At 74.9% G+C, this 13893-nt stretch carries 13 protein-coding genes; 8 read left to right on the top strand and 5 right to left on the bottom strand.

All coding sequences use genetic code 11. From position 1 onward, the window contains the following. Positions 1–48 precede the first annotated feature (48 nt). The gene (locus tag OG556_RS26785) at positions 49–744 is read left to right on the top strand and encodes an N-acyl homoserine lactonase family protein (protein ID WP_371520284.1); all 696 of its coding nucleotides are present in this window, start codon (positions 49–51) and stop codon (positions 742–744) included. Between the two features lie 69 nt (positions 745–813). Here OG556_RS26785 and OG556_RS26780 read toward each other — a convergent pair whose 3' ends face one another. After that, positions 814–2064, bottom strand: coding sequence for a cytochrome P450 (locus OG556_RS26780; RefSeq protein WP_371520281.1), 1251 nt, complete (start codon positions 2062–2064; stop codon positions 814–816). A gap of 243 nt (positions 2065–2307) precedes the next feature. On the opposite strand from OG556_RS26780, the gene OG556_RS26775 reads away from it, so the two are divergent. Next, entirely contained in the window at positions 2308–3231 is a 924-nt protein-coding gene (locus tag OG556_RS26775; protein ID WP_371520278.1) for a hypothetical protein, read from the top strand. 309 nt (positions 3232–3540) lie between these two features. On the opposite strand, the gene OG556_RS26770 is transcribed toward OG556_RS26775, so the two are convergent. Beyond that, on the bottom strand, positions 3541–3807 hold the full coding sequence (locus OG556_RS26770) for a zf-HC2 domain-containing protein (RefSeq protein WP_371520275.1): 267 nt from the start codon (positions 3805–3807) through the stop codon (positions 3541–3543). Between the two features lie 55 nt (positions 3808–3862). On the opposite strand from OG556_RS26770, the gene OG556_RS26765 reads away from it, so the two are divergent. The 4 genes from OG556_RS26765 (at position 3863) to OG556_RS26750 (ending at position 8715) form a co-directional block, all read left to right on the top strand. Continuing rightward, the gene (locus tag OG556_RS26765) at positions 3863–4426 is read left to right on the top strand and encodes a sigma-70 family RNA polymerase sigma factor (RefSeq protein WP_363579536.1); all 564 of its coding nucleotides are present in this window, start codon (positions 3863–3865) and stop codon (positions 4424–4426) included. A 261-nt stretch (positions 4427–4687) separates the two neighbouring features. Next, on the top strand, positions 4688–6061 hold the full coding sequence (locus OG556_RS26760; protein WP_371520272.1) for an MFS transporter: 1374 nt from the start codon (positions 4688–4690) through the stop codon (positions 6059–6061). 133 nt (positions 6062–6194) lie between these two features. Further along, the gene (locus tag OG556_RS26755; RefSeq protein WP_371520269.1) at positions 6195–7565 is read left to right on the top strand and encodes a cytochrome P450; all 1371 of its coding nucleotides are present in this window, start codon (positions 6195–6197) and stop codon (positions 7563–7565) included. 163 nt (positions 7566–7728) lie between these two features. Next, positions 7729–8715, top strand: coding sequence for an L-tyrosine/L-tryptophan isonitrile synthase family protein (locus tag OG556_RS26750; RefSeq protein WP_371520267.1), 987 nt, complete (start codon positions 7729–7731; stop codon positions 8713–8715). Here OG556_RS26750 and OG556_RS26745 read toward each other — a convergent pair. From OG556_RS26745 to OG556_RS26735, 3 genes are read right to left on the bottom strand one after another with little or no spacing between them, the layout of a single operon-like run. Continuing rightward, complete coding sequence (locus OG556_RS26745; protein ID WP_371520264.1) at positions 8700–9599, bottom strand: ABC transporter ATP-binding protein; 900 nt, start codon at positions 9597–9599, stop codon at positions 8700–8702. The two genes, OG556_RS26750 and OG556_RS26745, sit on opposite strands and share 16 nt — an antisense overlap. Next, a complete protein-coding gene (locus OG556_RS26740) occupies positions 9596–10684 on the bottom strand; it encodes a FecCD family ABC transporter permease (RefSeq protein ID WP_371520261.1) in 1089 nt (362 codons plus the stop codon). Before OG556_RS26740 ends, OG556_RS26745 begins: the two co-directional genes overlap by 4 nt. 3 nt (positions 10685–10687) lie before the next feature. Then, positions 10688–11788 carry an ABC transporter substrate-binding protein gene (locus tag OG556_RS26735; protein ID WP_371520258.1) on the bottom strand — a complete coding sequence of 367 codons (1101 nt, stop codon included), beginning with the start codon at positions 11786–11788 and terminating at the stop codon, positions 10688–10690. Positions 11789–11996: 208 nt separating this feature from the next. Here OG556_RS26735 and OG556_RS26730 point away from each other — a divergent pair, with 208 nt between their 5' ends. Both OG556_RS26730 and OG556_RS26725 read left to right on the top strand, forming a co-directional pair. Continuing rightward, a complete protein-coding gene (locus tag OG556_RS26730) occupies positions 11997–12803 on the top strand; it encodes a helical backbone metal receptor (RefSeq protein WP_371520255.1) in 807 nt (268 codons plus the stop codon). Positions 12804–12852: 49 nt separating this feature from the next. Beyond that, the gene (locus OG556_RS26725; RefSeq protein ID WP_371520252.1) at positions 12853–13881 is read left to right on the top strand and encodes a transglycosylase SLT domain-containing protein; all 1029 of its coding nucleotides are present in this window, start codon (positions 12853–12855) and stop codon (positions 13879–13881) included. The last annotated feature ends 12 nt before the right edge of the window (positions 13882–13893 follow it).

The following is a 13893-nucleotide window of genomic DNA, read 5'->3' as shown; positions in this document are numbered from 1 at the left end:
GGCCGCCGCGGCCGCCCGTACGGGGAACAGCGCGACAAGGGGGGCTCCATGCACGCGGTCCACCGCCTCGATCTGGGGTACTTCGTCCGGCCTGCGTCCGAGGTGGGCGGCCCGGAACCGCGGGTGGAGCCGATCCTCGCGTACCTGGTCCGCCGCCCGGAGGGGCTGCTGCTGTTCGACACCGGGATCGGCGCAGGGGAGCCCGAGACCGAAGCGCACTACCGCCCGGTCCGCCGCCCGCTGACGGAGGCGCTCGCGGCCGTCGGCGTCGCCGGCGCCGACATCGACCTGGTGGTCAACTGCCACCTCCACTTCGACCACTGCGGCGGCAATCCGCTGCTCGCCGGCACGCCCGTCCTCGTCCAGGCGGCCGAACTGGCCGCCGCCCGGCGCGGCGCGTACACCATCGACGCGCTGGTCGACTTCCCCGGCGCCGACTACCGCGAGCTGGACGGCGAGACGGAGGTCTGGCCGGGCGTACGGGTACTCCCGACGCCCGGGCACACCGACGGCCACCAGTCACTGGTGGTCGAGCGGCCCGGCGGCGACACGGTGATGCTGGCCGGGCAGGCGTACGACTTCGCGTCCGAGTACGGCCAGGCGGTGCTCGCCCGGCGGGCGTCGCGCGAGGGCGTGGCCGCGCCGCTGCCCGGTTACCGGGCCTGGCTGGACCGGGTGGCGGAGTACGGGCCGCGCCGGGTGCTGTTCGCGCACGACCACGCGGTCTGGGAACCGGTCGGATAGGGCCGACGGCCGGGCCGGGCACAGTTCAGGGGGTTCGGAGACTCGGACGGCTCGGAGGGCTCGGAGGGTTCAGAACGTGAAGCGCAGCGACCGGACCCGGTGGTCGAAGTTGGACGGCACGATGTCCGGCTCGCCTACCGACCGCGCCTCGGGCAGCCGGGCGAACAGCTCGCGGAACAGCACCTTCATCTCCTGCCGGGCCAGGTGCGCCCCGATGCAGTAGTGCGGCCCTCCGCCGCCGAAGCCGAGGTGGGGGTTGGGCGTGCGGGTGATGTCGAACGCGTCCGGGTCGGGGAAGACCGTCTCGTCCCGGTTGGCCGAGCCGAAGAACAGCGCGACCTTATCCCCCGCGCGCAGCAGCGGGCCCCCGGGGCCGCCGAGCTCGTGGTCGACGGCGAGGGTCCGGCGGAAGTGGATGATCGGCGTGGCATGGCGGATGATCTCGTCGACCGCGCCGCCGAGCCGCCCGTCGAGGTCCGCGAGCAGCAGGGCGCGCTGCTCCGGGTGCGCGGTCAGCAGGTGCAGGCCGTGGGCGAGCGCGTTGCGGGTGGTCTCCACGCCGGCGACCAGCAGCAGGGAGAAGAACGCGCCGAGTTCGCGTCCGGTGAGCCGACGGCCGTCCACGTCGGCGGTGACCAGGGCGGAGATCAGGTCCTCGGTGGGCCTGCGGCGGCGCTCACGGCCGATCGAGGCGACCATGCCCTGCATGCGGGCCAGTGCCAGCAGCCCGCGCCCGGGCATCCGGATCCGGCGGCGCAGCGGGCGGGCCACGCCGATGTTCTCGGAAGCGTGGTTGACCTGGTCCAGGATCATGCGGCGCGGGTGTTCCGGGATCCCCATCATGGTGCAGATCACCTGGAAGGGGAGCTCGGCGGCCACGGAGGTGACGAAGTCCTCCGGGCGCCGCCGCTCGACGTCGTCGACCAGGCGGGCGGCGACGCGGCGGATGTCCTCCTCGACCTGGCCGAGCAGCCGGGGGGTGAAGGCGCGCGAGACGATCCTGCGCAGTTGGGCGTGCCGGGGGTCGTCGAGGTTGACCATCGAGTCGCCGAACACCAGCCGGACCCAGCGGGGCGGTTCCGGGGTGGTGACGCCGGGGCCGCTGAGGAACACCGCGGGGGTGCGGCTGGCCTCGACCACGTCGGCGTGACGGACCAGCGCGTGGAAGCCCCGGCCGGTGGCGGGATCGCCGAAGAACACCGGCGCGGGGAGTCGGCGCAGTTCGGCGAAGGCGGCCGCGCGGGCGGGGGCGGGCAGCTGCCAGAAGCGGGGGTCGGCGAGGTCGGCGGCGGGGGCCGCCAAGCCGGTCGAGGTCTCCATGGCCGGGCCTCCTGCTTCGCGTTCGGCGTCCGCCCGGCCACCACTATCGGTGCCGGGGTGTGCACATTAAGTGAGCAAGCGGGGGGCGATGTCAAACCGCGTCGATGGTCGTACGAACGGGTCGGTGCGGCGGCCGGGCCGGGCGTCCCGACGCGCGGCGGCACGGGGCCGGGCATGGTCTCACGGGGTGGAACCGGCCAATACCGGAGGGTGCGGTCCGGGCCGGGCGGGGCGGGTGCGACGATGAGTGCCATCGTGATGACCGACCGGATCCGCCTGCTGCGCGCCGTGGTCTTCGCCGCGCTGTGCGTGGCGCTGGCCGCCGCGGCGCACGTCGCCATGGCCGGAGCCGGGGTCTCACCGCCGGTGCTGGCCAGCGCCTTCGGGGCCGTCCTCGGTCTGACCTGGCTGCTCGCCGGCAAGCGGCGCGGGCTCGGCGCGATCAGCGCCTGGATGGTCGCGGCGCAGAGCGCGCTGCACCTGCTGTTCGAACAGGCCGCGGCGCTCGGCCGGGGAGGCGGCGGTCTCGGCCGGCTCGCCACCACGGACTGGGCCGCGCTGCTGCTCTGCAACCCCGAGCGGATCCCCGGCGGGCTCTCCCCCGTCGACCTGGCCCGGATGGCGGGCCTCGACCCGGACGTCCCGCCCGCCGCCAACGGCCTGCACGCCATGGCGGGCATGCACCACGGGACGGCGGCGGGTGTGGTTTCCGCGCCGGTATCGGTGTCCACGTCCGCGTCGGTCTCCACGTCGCTCTCCGCGTCGGCTTCGGCTTCGGCTTCGGCTTCGGCCGATGGGACGGCGCTGGACGTGGCCGGGATGGCGGGGATGCCCCCCGGGACGACACACGGCATGGCACACGACATGGCGCACGGGATGTCCCTCGGGATGATCGCCGCCCACGCGCTCGCCGCGCTGGCCTGCGCACTGCTGCTGTGGCGCGGTGACGCCGCGCTGGTCCGGCTTTTCGACCTGCTCGGCGCGCTCGGCACCGTGGTCGCGGGAGTGCTGGTGCTCCCGCTGCTGGCGCTGTTCGCGCGCCCCTTCGGCTACCGCCCGCCGACTGCGCCCCGCCCCACCGGCGGCCGGGCCCGGCCGTCCCGGTCGGTGCTGCTCACGCATGCCGTGGTCCGGCGAGGCCCGCCGGCGCTCGCACTCGCCTGCTGACGCGCCCGCCGTCCCCACTCCTCCGCCCACCGCCCCCGGCAGCCCACCGCCGCCGGGGACTCGGGGCCCACGGGGTTCGCTCGACGGGCAGGTCGCCCTGCCGCTCGGCCGTGCCTTCGCCGCCGCGCCGTCAGGGCCCGGGCCCGCGCGCGCCCGCCCGCCGTCTCCCCCGTGGAGGCGCCGTGGGCCGCACGGAAGTCCCATGGACGCCGGCGACGCCACCTCGGGTGGCGTCGCTCCCAGCCCTCCCCTCAGGACCTTCGCATGCCTGACTACGACGGCGCACCGGCTTGGGCCGGCGCCACCGTCCTACCGCTCCACGGCCTCCGGCCCGTCCGGAGCCTGACCGCCCCCGAGCTCCCGTACGCCGAGTCCGTCCAGCAAGCGGGCCGACCACTCCTCCGACGGACCGGCGGCGCTCTCCCGGACGTGGCCGCGCAGTTGCTCGGCCCGCTCCAGCCATCCTCGGCAGCCGGCGCAGCGCGCGACGTGCCCGTCCAGCCGGCCATCCGGCAGTCCGGTCGGTTCGCCGTCGAGCCGGGCCGACAGGGCGGTACGGAACTGCGCGCATCTCATACGACCATCGTCCCGCACTGCCCTCACGGCGGGACCGGCCGGGTGGGAGGCCGCCGTGGATGACGAGCAGCTCACCGCGCTCGCGCTGACCGCCCGCGCGGGCCGGGCCCCGGACGTCGAGGCCTTCGTCCGCGCCACCCAACGGGACGTCTGGCGGTTCGTCGCCCACCTCACCGACGTCCAGTCCGCCGACGACCTCGCACAGGAGACCTTCCTGCGCGCGCTGCGCGGCCTGCCCGCGTTCGCCGGCCGCTCCTCGGCCCGCACCTGGCTGCTGTCGATCGCCCGGCGCACGGTGATCGACCGGTACCGGACGGCCGCCGCCCGACCGCGCTGTGCGGCACTGCCGGACTGGCAGGAGGCGGCGGAGCGGCAGGGGGCCGAGCCGGCGGCCGGGTTCGAGGACGGCGTCGCGCTCGGGGACCTGCTCGACCGGGTGCCCGCCCAACGGCGGGAGGCCTTCGTGCTCACCCAGGTGGTCGGCCTGAGCTACGCCGAGGCGGCCGAGGTCGCCGGCTGCCCGATCGGCACCGTGCGCTCCCGAGTCGCCCGCGCCCGGGAGGAGCTGATAGCCCGGCTCCGCGCGGCCGAGGGCGGGGAGCTCGCAGCTGCCTGCTGAACGGACGGCGGCAAGCGCCGGGCAACAGATGACAACCAACAGATGACAACTAACAGATAACAGATTTCGAAATCTGTTATCTGTTAGTTGTCGGTTGTCATCTGTCCGTCGCCCACCACCCCCTCCCGTCCGCCTGCCCGCCTGCCCGTCCGAAAATTCCCCCACATGTTCGGAACTGGAGCCCCCGCGCCTCCGACTGCTGTACCGGACCCCGCCGCCGAGGCGGTGTCCGGGACAGCAGCCGGGCAACGGAGGGACTCCATGGCAGCGCAACAGCCACTGGCCGCCGCCACACTGACGGATCGTCAATCCGACTCGGCGGACCGGTGGATCCTGGTCGTGGCCGCCGGGCTGCTCTCGTTCGTCGCGATGCTCGACATGAACGTGGTCAACCTGGCCCTCACCGACATCTCGGCCAGCCTGCACGTGTCCGCCGGGGTCGCCCAGTGGGCCACCCTCGGCTACCAACTCCCGCTGGTGGCGCTCCTCCTGCCCGCCGGGCGCTGGCTGGACCAGGTGGGCACCCGCTCGGCGCTGCTGCTCGCCGTCAGTTGCTTCGCCGCGTGCAGCGTGCTGGCCTCCCTCGCCCCCTGGGCGGGCTGGCTGATCGCCGCCCGGCTGCTCCAGGGCGCCTTCGGCGCGGTGCTGTTCGTCCTGATGCCGGTGCTGGCCGCCACCTCCGTCCGCCCCGAGTCCCGCGGACGGGCGATGAGCGTTCCGGCGACGCTCGGCCCGCTCGGCGCCGTCACCGGGCCGGTCATCGGCGGCCTGCTGCTGGACCACTTCGGCTGGCGGGCGGTCTTCCTGATCAAGCTGCCGGTCTGCCTGGCCGCCGTGCTGATCGTGCACCGGTACGCCCCGCGGCGGGGCCGTCTGCGCCCGCCCGACCGGGCCTCGCTCGGCGACGCCACCCTGATAGGCGCGGCCGTCGCCGCCGTGCTGCTCGCGCTGACCCTGGCCCCGGAGGCGCCGTTGTGGCTGCTGCTGGCGCTGTCCGCCGCCCCTCTGGTGCTGGTCTGGCTGCGCCGCCCCGGGGGCAGGCCGGTCGCCGAGGTGCTGCGGGCCGCCGGAACCGTCGGGGTCAACGCGTCGGTGCTGGCCCTCGCCGCCGGCTTCGCGGCCTGCCACTACCTGCTCGCCCAGCACCTGCGCGGCCCGGGTGGCGAGAGCGCCACCGCCACCGCGCTCACCATGCTGGCCTTCCCGCTCGGCATGGTGCTGGCCGGCCGGGTCGGCGGGCGGCTGGCCGACCGCTGGGGCACCCGCCCGACCGCGCTCGCGGGCGCCGCCGTCACCACCCTCGGCCTGGCGCTGCTCGTCCCGCTGGACACCGGCTGGTCCGCCGCCGACATCGCCTGGCGGCTCGCCCTGGCCGGTGTCGGGATGGGCCTCAACGGCGGCCCCACCCAGGCCCTGGTGATGACCGCCTCGCCCCCCGGGAAGCTCGCCACCGCGGGCTCCGCCGTCCAACTGGCCCGCAGCCTGGGCTTCGCCTTCGGCCCGGCCCTGGCCGGCGCCGCCGCGCTGGCCGGCGACCGCGCCACCACCGGCACCCGGGCGGGCATCGCCCTGGCCGCCCTGGTCGCGGCGGCGGCCGTGGTCCTGCTTGCCCTGCACCGCCGTCCACGGACCTGAGACCACCGGACCGCGCCTCCCCCACGCCCAAAGCCCGAGCCCCCAAAGCCCGCGCCCCCAAAGCCCGCGTGCCCGAAGCCGTACCCCAGAGCCCGCACCCCGTCATGCCCGCACGACCGGAGGAACACCGCAGATGACCGACACCGTCCACGACCCGGCGCCGGCCCACCCGTCGGACGAGCCGCGCTGCCCGTACGGCTACGACCAACTCCCGGACCCCGTACCGCTGTACGGCCCCGCGTACAAGAGCGACCCGTACCCGCTCTACCGGCGGATGCGCGAGGCCGGGCCGGTACACCGGGTGGAGTTCCCGAGCGGCATCCACGCCTGGCTGGTCACCGGCTACCAGGCCGCCCACGAGACCCTCAACGACCCCCGGTTCGGCAAGAACCACGCGCTGGGCAACGAGAACTGGCGCAAGCTGGCGTCGATCATGCCCGAGCCGCAGCACTCCCAGTTGCAGGTCCACCTGCTGCACCAGGACCCGCCCAAGCACACCACGATGCGCAGGCTCGTCCTGGACGCCTTCGCTCCGCGCCGGGTGGAGTCGCTGCGCCCGCGCTTCCAGGAGCTGGCCGACGCGCTGGTCGACGAACTGCCCGAGGCCGGCGGCGCCGACCTGGTGGCCGGCTTCGCGGCACACTTCCCGTTCCGGGTGCTCGCCGAAGTGATCGGCCTGCCGGCCGAGTTGGCGGTGCGCTTCGACCGCGACTGGGGCAAGGTGGTGCAGCCCGTCGGCCCGCACGACCCGGGCCGCCCGGCGTACGAGGCGCGGCTGCGCGGCCTCCAGACGTACATCGCCGACGTCGTCGCCCACAAGCGCGCCGGGAACCCCGCCGGTGATCACGACCGGCACGACCCGGCCACGGCCGGCGCCGACCTGCTGGGCCGGCTCGTCGCCGCCCACGACGCGGGCGAGTTGAGCCGCGAGGAGGTCGACTCCATGGTGTTCCAGCTGCTGGTCGCGGGCCAGGAGCCGGTCACCAACCAGATCACCACCATGCTGATCACCCTGCTGCGCCACCCCGACCAGCTCGCCCGGCTGCGCGACTCCCTCTCCGAGGGGCCCGCCCACGACCCCGGCCTGCTGGCCCGCGCGGTGGAGGAACTGCTGCGCCACGACGCCGCGTTCGAGCTCACCACCTGGCGCTTCCTCGCCGAGGACGGAGACCTGTTCGGGACCACCGTCCCGGCCGGCGACTCGGTGATCGTCTCGCTGTGCGCCGCCAACCGGGACGAGACCCGGTTCCCGGACGCGGACCGCCTCGACCTCGACCGCACGCCCAACGCCCATCTCGCCTTCGGCCACGGCATCCACTACTGCCCCGGCGCCGCCCTGGCCCGGGCCGAACTCCAGACCGCCATCGCCACCCTGCTCACCCGGCTGCCCGGGCTACGCCCGTCCGAGGCCCCCGGCGAGGGCCTGGACTCCCTCGCCTGGATCCCCGCCGTCCTGGCGCGCGGGGTCAACCGGCTGCCCGTCGGGTACGACCGGCGCGTCTGAGCCGGGGCCCCCGGCCGCCCTGCGAACACCCCGCGGCCGCGCCCGCCCGCCGACGTCCCGCGACGTCCGCCCGACGTCCGCTCCACGCCCGCACCACCTTCCACGGAGGACCACCATGCCGCCCGCCGGCACCGTTTCCACCCGCCACCACCACACCGGACCCGTGCCCACACCCGTGCCCACACCCGGGCTCACACCCGCGCCGGAGCCCACGAACACCGGGGGCGGCGCCGACCCGCAGTCCGCCGCGCGGCTCGCCGCCCGGATCCTCGGCCTGCTGCTGCCGCACCGCCGCGCCTCCGACCCGGAGCTGGACGCCAAGCCCGAGCATTTCCCGTTCCAGCTGGCCCAGTTGACGGACTTCATCACCGCCGGCGACCCGATCCTGTTCACCCTGCCCGGCTTCCCCTGCAAGTCGCCTAACCCCGCGAAGGTGCTCAGCCACCTGCCCGACGAGGGCGAGCGGCTGTCGCTCACCTTCCTCGACGGGCTCTGCGCGGAGATCGGCGGGTACTACGAGCCCGGCGCGCGGATCCTGATCTGCTCGGACGGGCACATCTTCGGCGACCTCGTCCACGTCCCCGACGACCACATCGACGAGTACTCCGACGAGTTGACGGCGATGATCGCACGCGAGGACCTCGCCCACCTCGCCACCTTCGACCTGCGGGACGTCCTCGGCGACCTGCCGTACGACGACAAGCGCGCCCGGGTGCACGCCCAGTACGCGCCGAGCGTCGAGGAGTTGCGCGAGCTGGTGCTGACGGACGAGGAGACCCTGCGGCTCTACCGCGGCATCACCCGCTTCCTGGCCGACGACACCGTCGGCTTCACCGGCACCCGCTCCGCCCTGCAACGCGACTGCCGCCGCCGCGCCTACGGGGTGATCCAGCGCAGCCGCGCCTGGGGCGAGTTGATCGCCGAGCAGCACCCCCGGTCGGTCCGGCTCTCCATCCACCCGCAGCCGGCGGGCGCACCGAAGTTCGGCATCCGGCTGCTGGAGGCCGCCGACGCCTGGATGACGCCCTGGCACTCCTCGGTACTCCACCGTGCCGACGGCGACTGGGAGTTGCTGCGCAGCGAGGACGCCGCGCAGCGCGGCCGGCTGGTCGAGATCGACGGCCGGCCGAGCCACTACGAGGCGCTCTGACGCGCGGGCCCCACCTCGGCGGCCTGCACCCTCTCGGCCCCCGCCCCACCAGCATCCGCCGCCCCGACCCCGACACCCTCCACCGAGGTCGGGGCGGCCGGCGAGGCCGGGACTGCCGGGGTGCGGTGGTCGAAGGCGATCAACGGGTCGCCGGTGAGCGGGTGTTCGACCACCGCCGCCCGGACGCCGAACACCTCGGCCAGCAGCTCCGCGGTCAGCACCTCGCGCGGCGCCCCGGAGGCCACCAGGGCGCCGCGGTGCAGGACGTGCAGCCGGTCACAGACGGAGGCGGCGGCGTTGAGGTCGTGCAGCGCGACCAGGGTGGTGCGGCGCTGGTCCCGCAGCAGGGCGAGGAGTTCGACCTGGTGGCGGACGTCCAGGTGGTTGGTCGGCTCGTCCAGCACCAGGACGTCCGGCTGCTGGGCGAGCGCGCGGGCCAGCAGCACCCGTTGCCGTTCGCCCCCGGACAGTTGGGCGAAGCGGCGGTCGGCGGCGTCCGCCATGCCGACCCGTACGAGCGCGTCGGCGGTGATCCGGTGGTCCTCGGCGTCGTCGGCGGCGAACGACCGCTTGTAGGGGGTGCGGCCCATCGCGACCACTTCGCGGACGCTCAACTCGAAGTCCCCGCCCCGCTCCTGCGGCAGCGCGGCGATGTGCCGGGCGGACTGCGCGGGGCGCAGCCCGGCCAGGTCCCGCCCGGCCAGCAGCACCCGCCCTGCACTCGGCCGCAGGTGCCGGTAGACGGTGCGCAGCAGGCTGGACTTGCCGCTGCCGTTGGGCCCGACCAGGCCGGCGATCTCCCCCTCCTCGGCGACCAGGTGGACGCCGGCCACCACCGCCCGCCCGGACAGGGTGACGCTCAGGTCCTCGACCGCGATCCTCACGTGCGCTCCAGTCGTCGGTCCAGCAGGTAGAGCAGGGTGGGGGCGCCGAGGACGGCGGTGACCACGCCGATCGGCAGTTCCTGGCCGTCCAGCGCGGTGCGGGCCACGGTGTCGACCACGACCAGCAGCAGCGCACCGGTGAGCGCGGACAGCGGCAGCAGGCGCCGGTGGTCGCCGCCGACGAGCAGGCGGCAGACGTGCGGCACCATCAGTCCGACGAAGCCGATCGCGCCGGATACCGCGACCAGCACGCCGGTCAGCACGCTGGTGACGACGAAGACCTCCCGGCGCAGCCGGGTGACGTCCACGCCGAGCCCGGCGGCCGTCTCGTCGCCCATGAGCATCGCGTTGAGCCCGCGGGCACGGGCCTGGAGCAGGGCCAACCCGAGCACCACCGCGACGGCGGGGACGGCGAGTTGGGCCCAGACGGCGCCGCCGAGACTGCCCATCAGCCAGAACAGCACGCCACGGGTCTGCTGCTCGTCGCGGGTCTGCAGGACGAGGTAGCTGGTGATGCCGCCGAGGAACTGGGCGATGGCGATGCCCGCGAGGACCAGGCGCAGCGGGGAGAAGCCGCCGCCGCGCCTGGCCGCCAGCCAGACCAGGGAGAACGCGGCGAGCGCGCCGGCGAAGGCCGCCAGGGAGACGGTGAGGCCGAGCGCGCTGCCGAAGGCGAGGTCGAGGCCGAGCGAGGTGCCGAGGACGATCGCGGCGACCGCCCCGAGGGAGGCGCCGGAGGAGATGCCGAGCAGGTAGGGGTCCGCGAGCGGGTTGCGGACCAGGGCCTGCACGGCCGTGCCGACCAGGCCGAGCCCGGCCCCGACCGTCGCCGCCAGCAGGGCGCGCGGGACGCGCAGCTGCCAGACGATGAGGTCGCGGGTGCCGGGTTCGGGGGCCCGCCCGGTGAGGTGGTGGGCGACCACCGACCAGACCTCGCCGGGCGGGATGTCCACCGCGCCGAACGACACGGCGGCGGTCAGCGCGAGCACCAGGGCGGCGGTCAGCGCGACGGCCAGCGGCCCGGCCCGCAGGGTGCGGGCCGGGCGGGGCTCGTCGCGCCGTTCGACGGAGACGGCCGACGTCACCGGCTACTGCCCGTTCTTGACGAGGTCGGGGTGGACGGTGGCGGCGATCTGCCGGACGGCGTCGGCGTTGCGCACGCCCGCGATGGTGGTGACCTCGGAGCCGAGCCGCACGAAGTGGCCCTCCTGGACGGCCTTCAGGCCCTGGGTCGCGGGGAAGCCGCGCAGGAACGCCTCGGCGTCGTCGAAGGCCTTGCGGGTGGCCTCCTCGCTGCCCCGGTTGCGGACGGCGAGCTGGATCCAGTCCGGGTTCTTGGCGACGACGTCCTCCCAGGAGCCGGGCTTGAAGTCGGCGTCGCAGTCGGCGAACACGTTGCGGGCGCCGGCCTGGGTGATCACCGCGTTGGCGACCTGGCGGCCGCAGACGGCCACCGGCTGCTTGGTGCCGGCGTCGAAGTCGAAGACGAAGTAACCGGGCCGCTGCGCCTCCGCGACGCCGGCGAGGGCGGTGCGCACCTCGCCGATCTGCTTCTCCATCCCGGTGACGAGCTCCTCCGCACGGGCGGCCGTGCCGGTGACCGCGCCGAGGCGGCGGATGTCGTTCTCGACCCCGGACAGGTCGGTGCGCGGCGCCTTGGCGGCCTTGGGGGTGCCGGCGCAGGCGGTCGAGAGGAGGTAGACGTGCTGGATGCCGGCCGCCGCGAACTCCTCCTCGCTGGGACCGGTGGCGCCGCCGCCCATCATCGGCATCGCGCCGAAGGTGTCGACGTACAGGTCGGCGCCGGAGCCGAGCAGCTTCTCCTTGGGGATGGTCTTGTCGCCGAGCACCGGCACCTTGGCGCCCTGTTCGGCCAGGGCCGGCGGGAGGGTGCCCTTGCCGGGCGGGAAGCCGGTACCGATCACCCGGTCGCCCGCGCCGAGTTGGAGCAGTAGCTCCAGGGCGGCGGCGTTGCTGGTGACGATCTTGGCGGGGGCCTTGGCGATGGTGGTCTCCCGGTCCGCGCAGTCGGCCACCTTGACGGGGTAGCCGCCGGCCGGGGCGGTCTGGGCGGCACCGGCCGCGCCGCGCTCTCCGCCTCCCCCGCCGCCGTTTCCGGCGCCGCTTCCGCAGGCCGTGGCGAACAGGGCGACGGCGGCCGCGATTCCGCAGACAACGCGAGGGCGCATGGTAATTCTCCTGGTCGGTGATCGTGCTCGGGGCCCGTCCTGCGAACCCGGACCAGGTAGTCGGTCGGACCGCCCGGGGGGTTCCCGGGGATTTCCGCGCCGCCCGGCTCCCGTACACCCGCCGGCCGCTGCCCGTTCGCCACCCGACCGCCGCCCATCCGCTGCCTGTCCGCTGCCCGTCCGTGAACCCCCGGCGTAGGGTGGCCGGATGGCCGATCCCACCGTCCTGCGGGACGATCTCGACCTGCCCGTCCGGTTCGGCCCGCGCCCGCCGCGCCGGGTGGTGTCGTTGGTGCCGTCGCTGACCGAGGCGGTCGCCGCCACCGCACCCGGGCTGCTGGTCGGCGCCACCGACTGGTGCAGCCATCCGGCCGACCTGGCGGTCACCAGGATCGGCGGCACCAAGAACCCGGACGTGCCGGGCATCCTCGCCCTCGCCCCGGACCTCGTCCTCGCCAACGACGAGGAGAACCGGCGCCCCGACCTGGACGCGCTGCGGGCGGCCGGCCTGCCGGTCTGGGTCACCGACATCCGCACCCTGGACGACGCGTTCCGCTCGCTCGACCGGCTGCTCACCGCCGCCTGCGCGCTCCCGCGCCCGGACTGGCTGGACCGGGCCGAGGCGGCGTGGGCCCCGGTCCGGCGCCCGCCGGACGGCCCGCGGGCGATCGTTCCGGTCTGGCGCCGCCCGTGGATGGTCCTGGGCCGCGACACCTTCGCCGGGGACCTGCTGAGCCGCCTCGGCCTCCGGCTCGTCCACGCCGGGCACGCCGAGCGCTACCCGGCCATCCCGCTGCCCGAACTGCTCGCCTGCCGCCCCGGGTTGGTGGTCCTCCCGGACGAGCCGTACCGCTTCACGACACAGGACGGCCCCGAGGCGTTCCCCGGCGTCCCGGCGGCGCTGGTCAGCGGACGCCACCTGACCTGGTACGGACCGTCCCTGGTGACGGCGCCGACGGTGCTCGCGCACGCGTTGGACCACCCGTTCGTACGGGGCTCGAACAGCACATCGTAGGATGACCGCCACTCACCGGGACCGCCGGTGACGAGTGGGGGGAACCACAGTGGCAGTCAGCGCATCCCGGAGAGCACTGGTCATGGTGTCGGCCGCAGCAGTCTCGACGGCCGTCCTGGCCGGCTGCGGCACCAAGCACGCCGACAACCACCAGAACAGCGCGCCGGACACCACGGCGGTCGCCGCCACCGGGACGCCGACCGAGACGCCGAGCGCGAGCCCGTCCGCGACCGCCACCCCGACGCCGACCGCCACCCCGACGGCCAGTGCCTCCCACAGCCCGACCCCGTCCGCGAGCAAGTCCGGCAAGCCCGCCCCGACCACCCCGGCCCCGACCACCACCAAGCCCGGCGCGCCGAGCAGCCCGCCCGCCGCTCCCACCACACAGCCCCCGGTCGCCAAGCCCGCCGTCGTGGCCCCCGTGCCCGTCGCCAAGCCCGGCCCGGTCGCTCCCCCGCCGCCGCCCGCGCCGCCGACCCCGCACGTCCCGCCGCTGCAGAGCAGCTGCCAGCCCAGCAAGCCCCAGCCCGACGAGCCCAAGGAGGCCGTCGGCGCAGCCCTCGCCACCGCCGCCGGCCAGGCCCGCACGCTCAACCTCAGCAGCGGCGGCACCGACAAGCTCCCGCCGCTGCCCGTCAACCTGGTCAAGGCGATCGCCTGGCAGGAGAGCGGCTGGCAGTCCGGCATCCTCGCCTGCGACGGCGGGATCGGCACCATGCAGATCATGCCGAACACGATCAGCTGGATGAACAGCAAGTTCGGCACCACCTCCGACGCGAAGACCCTCCCCGGGAACGTCCAGCTCGGCACCCAGCTGCTCGACTGGCTGGTCGCCTACTACGGCGACTCCTCCTTCGACGGCAAGTACGACCTCTCCCCCGACCCGGCCACCGGCAAGACGCCGCTGCTCGACCTCGTCATCTCCGCGTACAACGCCGGAGCGGGCAACGTGCACTACAACACCGTCACCGACCCGGCCACCGGCCAGGTCGTCGGCAGCCTGGTCATCCCCAACCCGGGGTACGTGGCCAACGTCAAGGCGCTGATGACCGGCCAGCCGTGGACCAAGACCGGCTGACGAACCCCCGAA

The sequence above is a fragment of the Kitasatospora sp. NBC_01300 genome, assembly GCF_041435235.1.
Lineage (GTDB): Bacteria > Actinomycetota > Actinomycetes > Streptomycetales > Streptomycetaceae > Kitasatospora.
Note: the sequence above shows the minus strand (reverse complement) of the source record. Positions and strands in the feature narration are given on the sequence as shown.

Coding starts and splice junctions, on each gene's coding strand:
- OG556_RS26775 (WP_371520278.1), top strand. CDS start 2,308: ATGAGTGCCATCGTGATGACCGACCGGATCCGCCTGCTGCGCGCCGTG.
- OG556_RS26760 (WP_371520272.1), top strand. CDS start 4,688: ATGGCAGCGCAACAGCCACTGGCCGCCGCCACACTGACGGATCGTCAA.
- OG556_RS26755 (WP_371520269.1), top strand. CDS start 6,195: ATGACCGACACCGTCCACGACCCGGCGCCGGCCCACCCGTCGGACGAG.
- OG556_RS26730 (WP_371520255.1), top strand. CDS start 11,997: ATGGCCGATCCCACCGTCCTGCGGGACGATCTCGACCTGCCCGTCCGG.
- OG556_RS26770 (WP_371520275.1), bottom strand. CDS start 3,807: ATGAGATGCGCGCAGTTCCGTACCGCCCTGTCGGCCCGGCTCGACGGC.
- OG556_RS26785 (WP_371520284.1), top strand. CDS start 49: ATGCACGCGGTCCACCGCCTCGATCTGGGGTACTTCGTCCGGCCTGCG.
- OG556_RS26735 (WP_371520258.1), bottom strand. CDS start 11,788: ATGCGCCCTCGCGTTGTCTGCGGAATCGCGGCCGCCGTCGCCCTGTTC.
- OG556_RS26780 (WP_371520281.1), bottom strand. CDS start 2,064: ATGGAGACCTCGACCGGCTTGGCGGCCCCCGCCGCCGACCTCGCCGAC.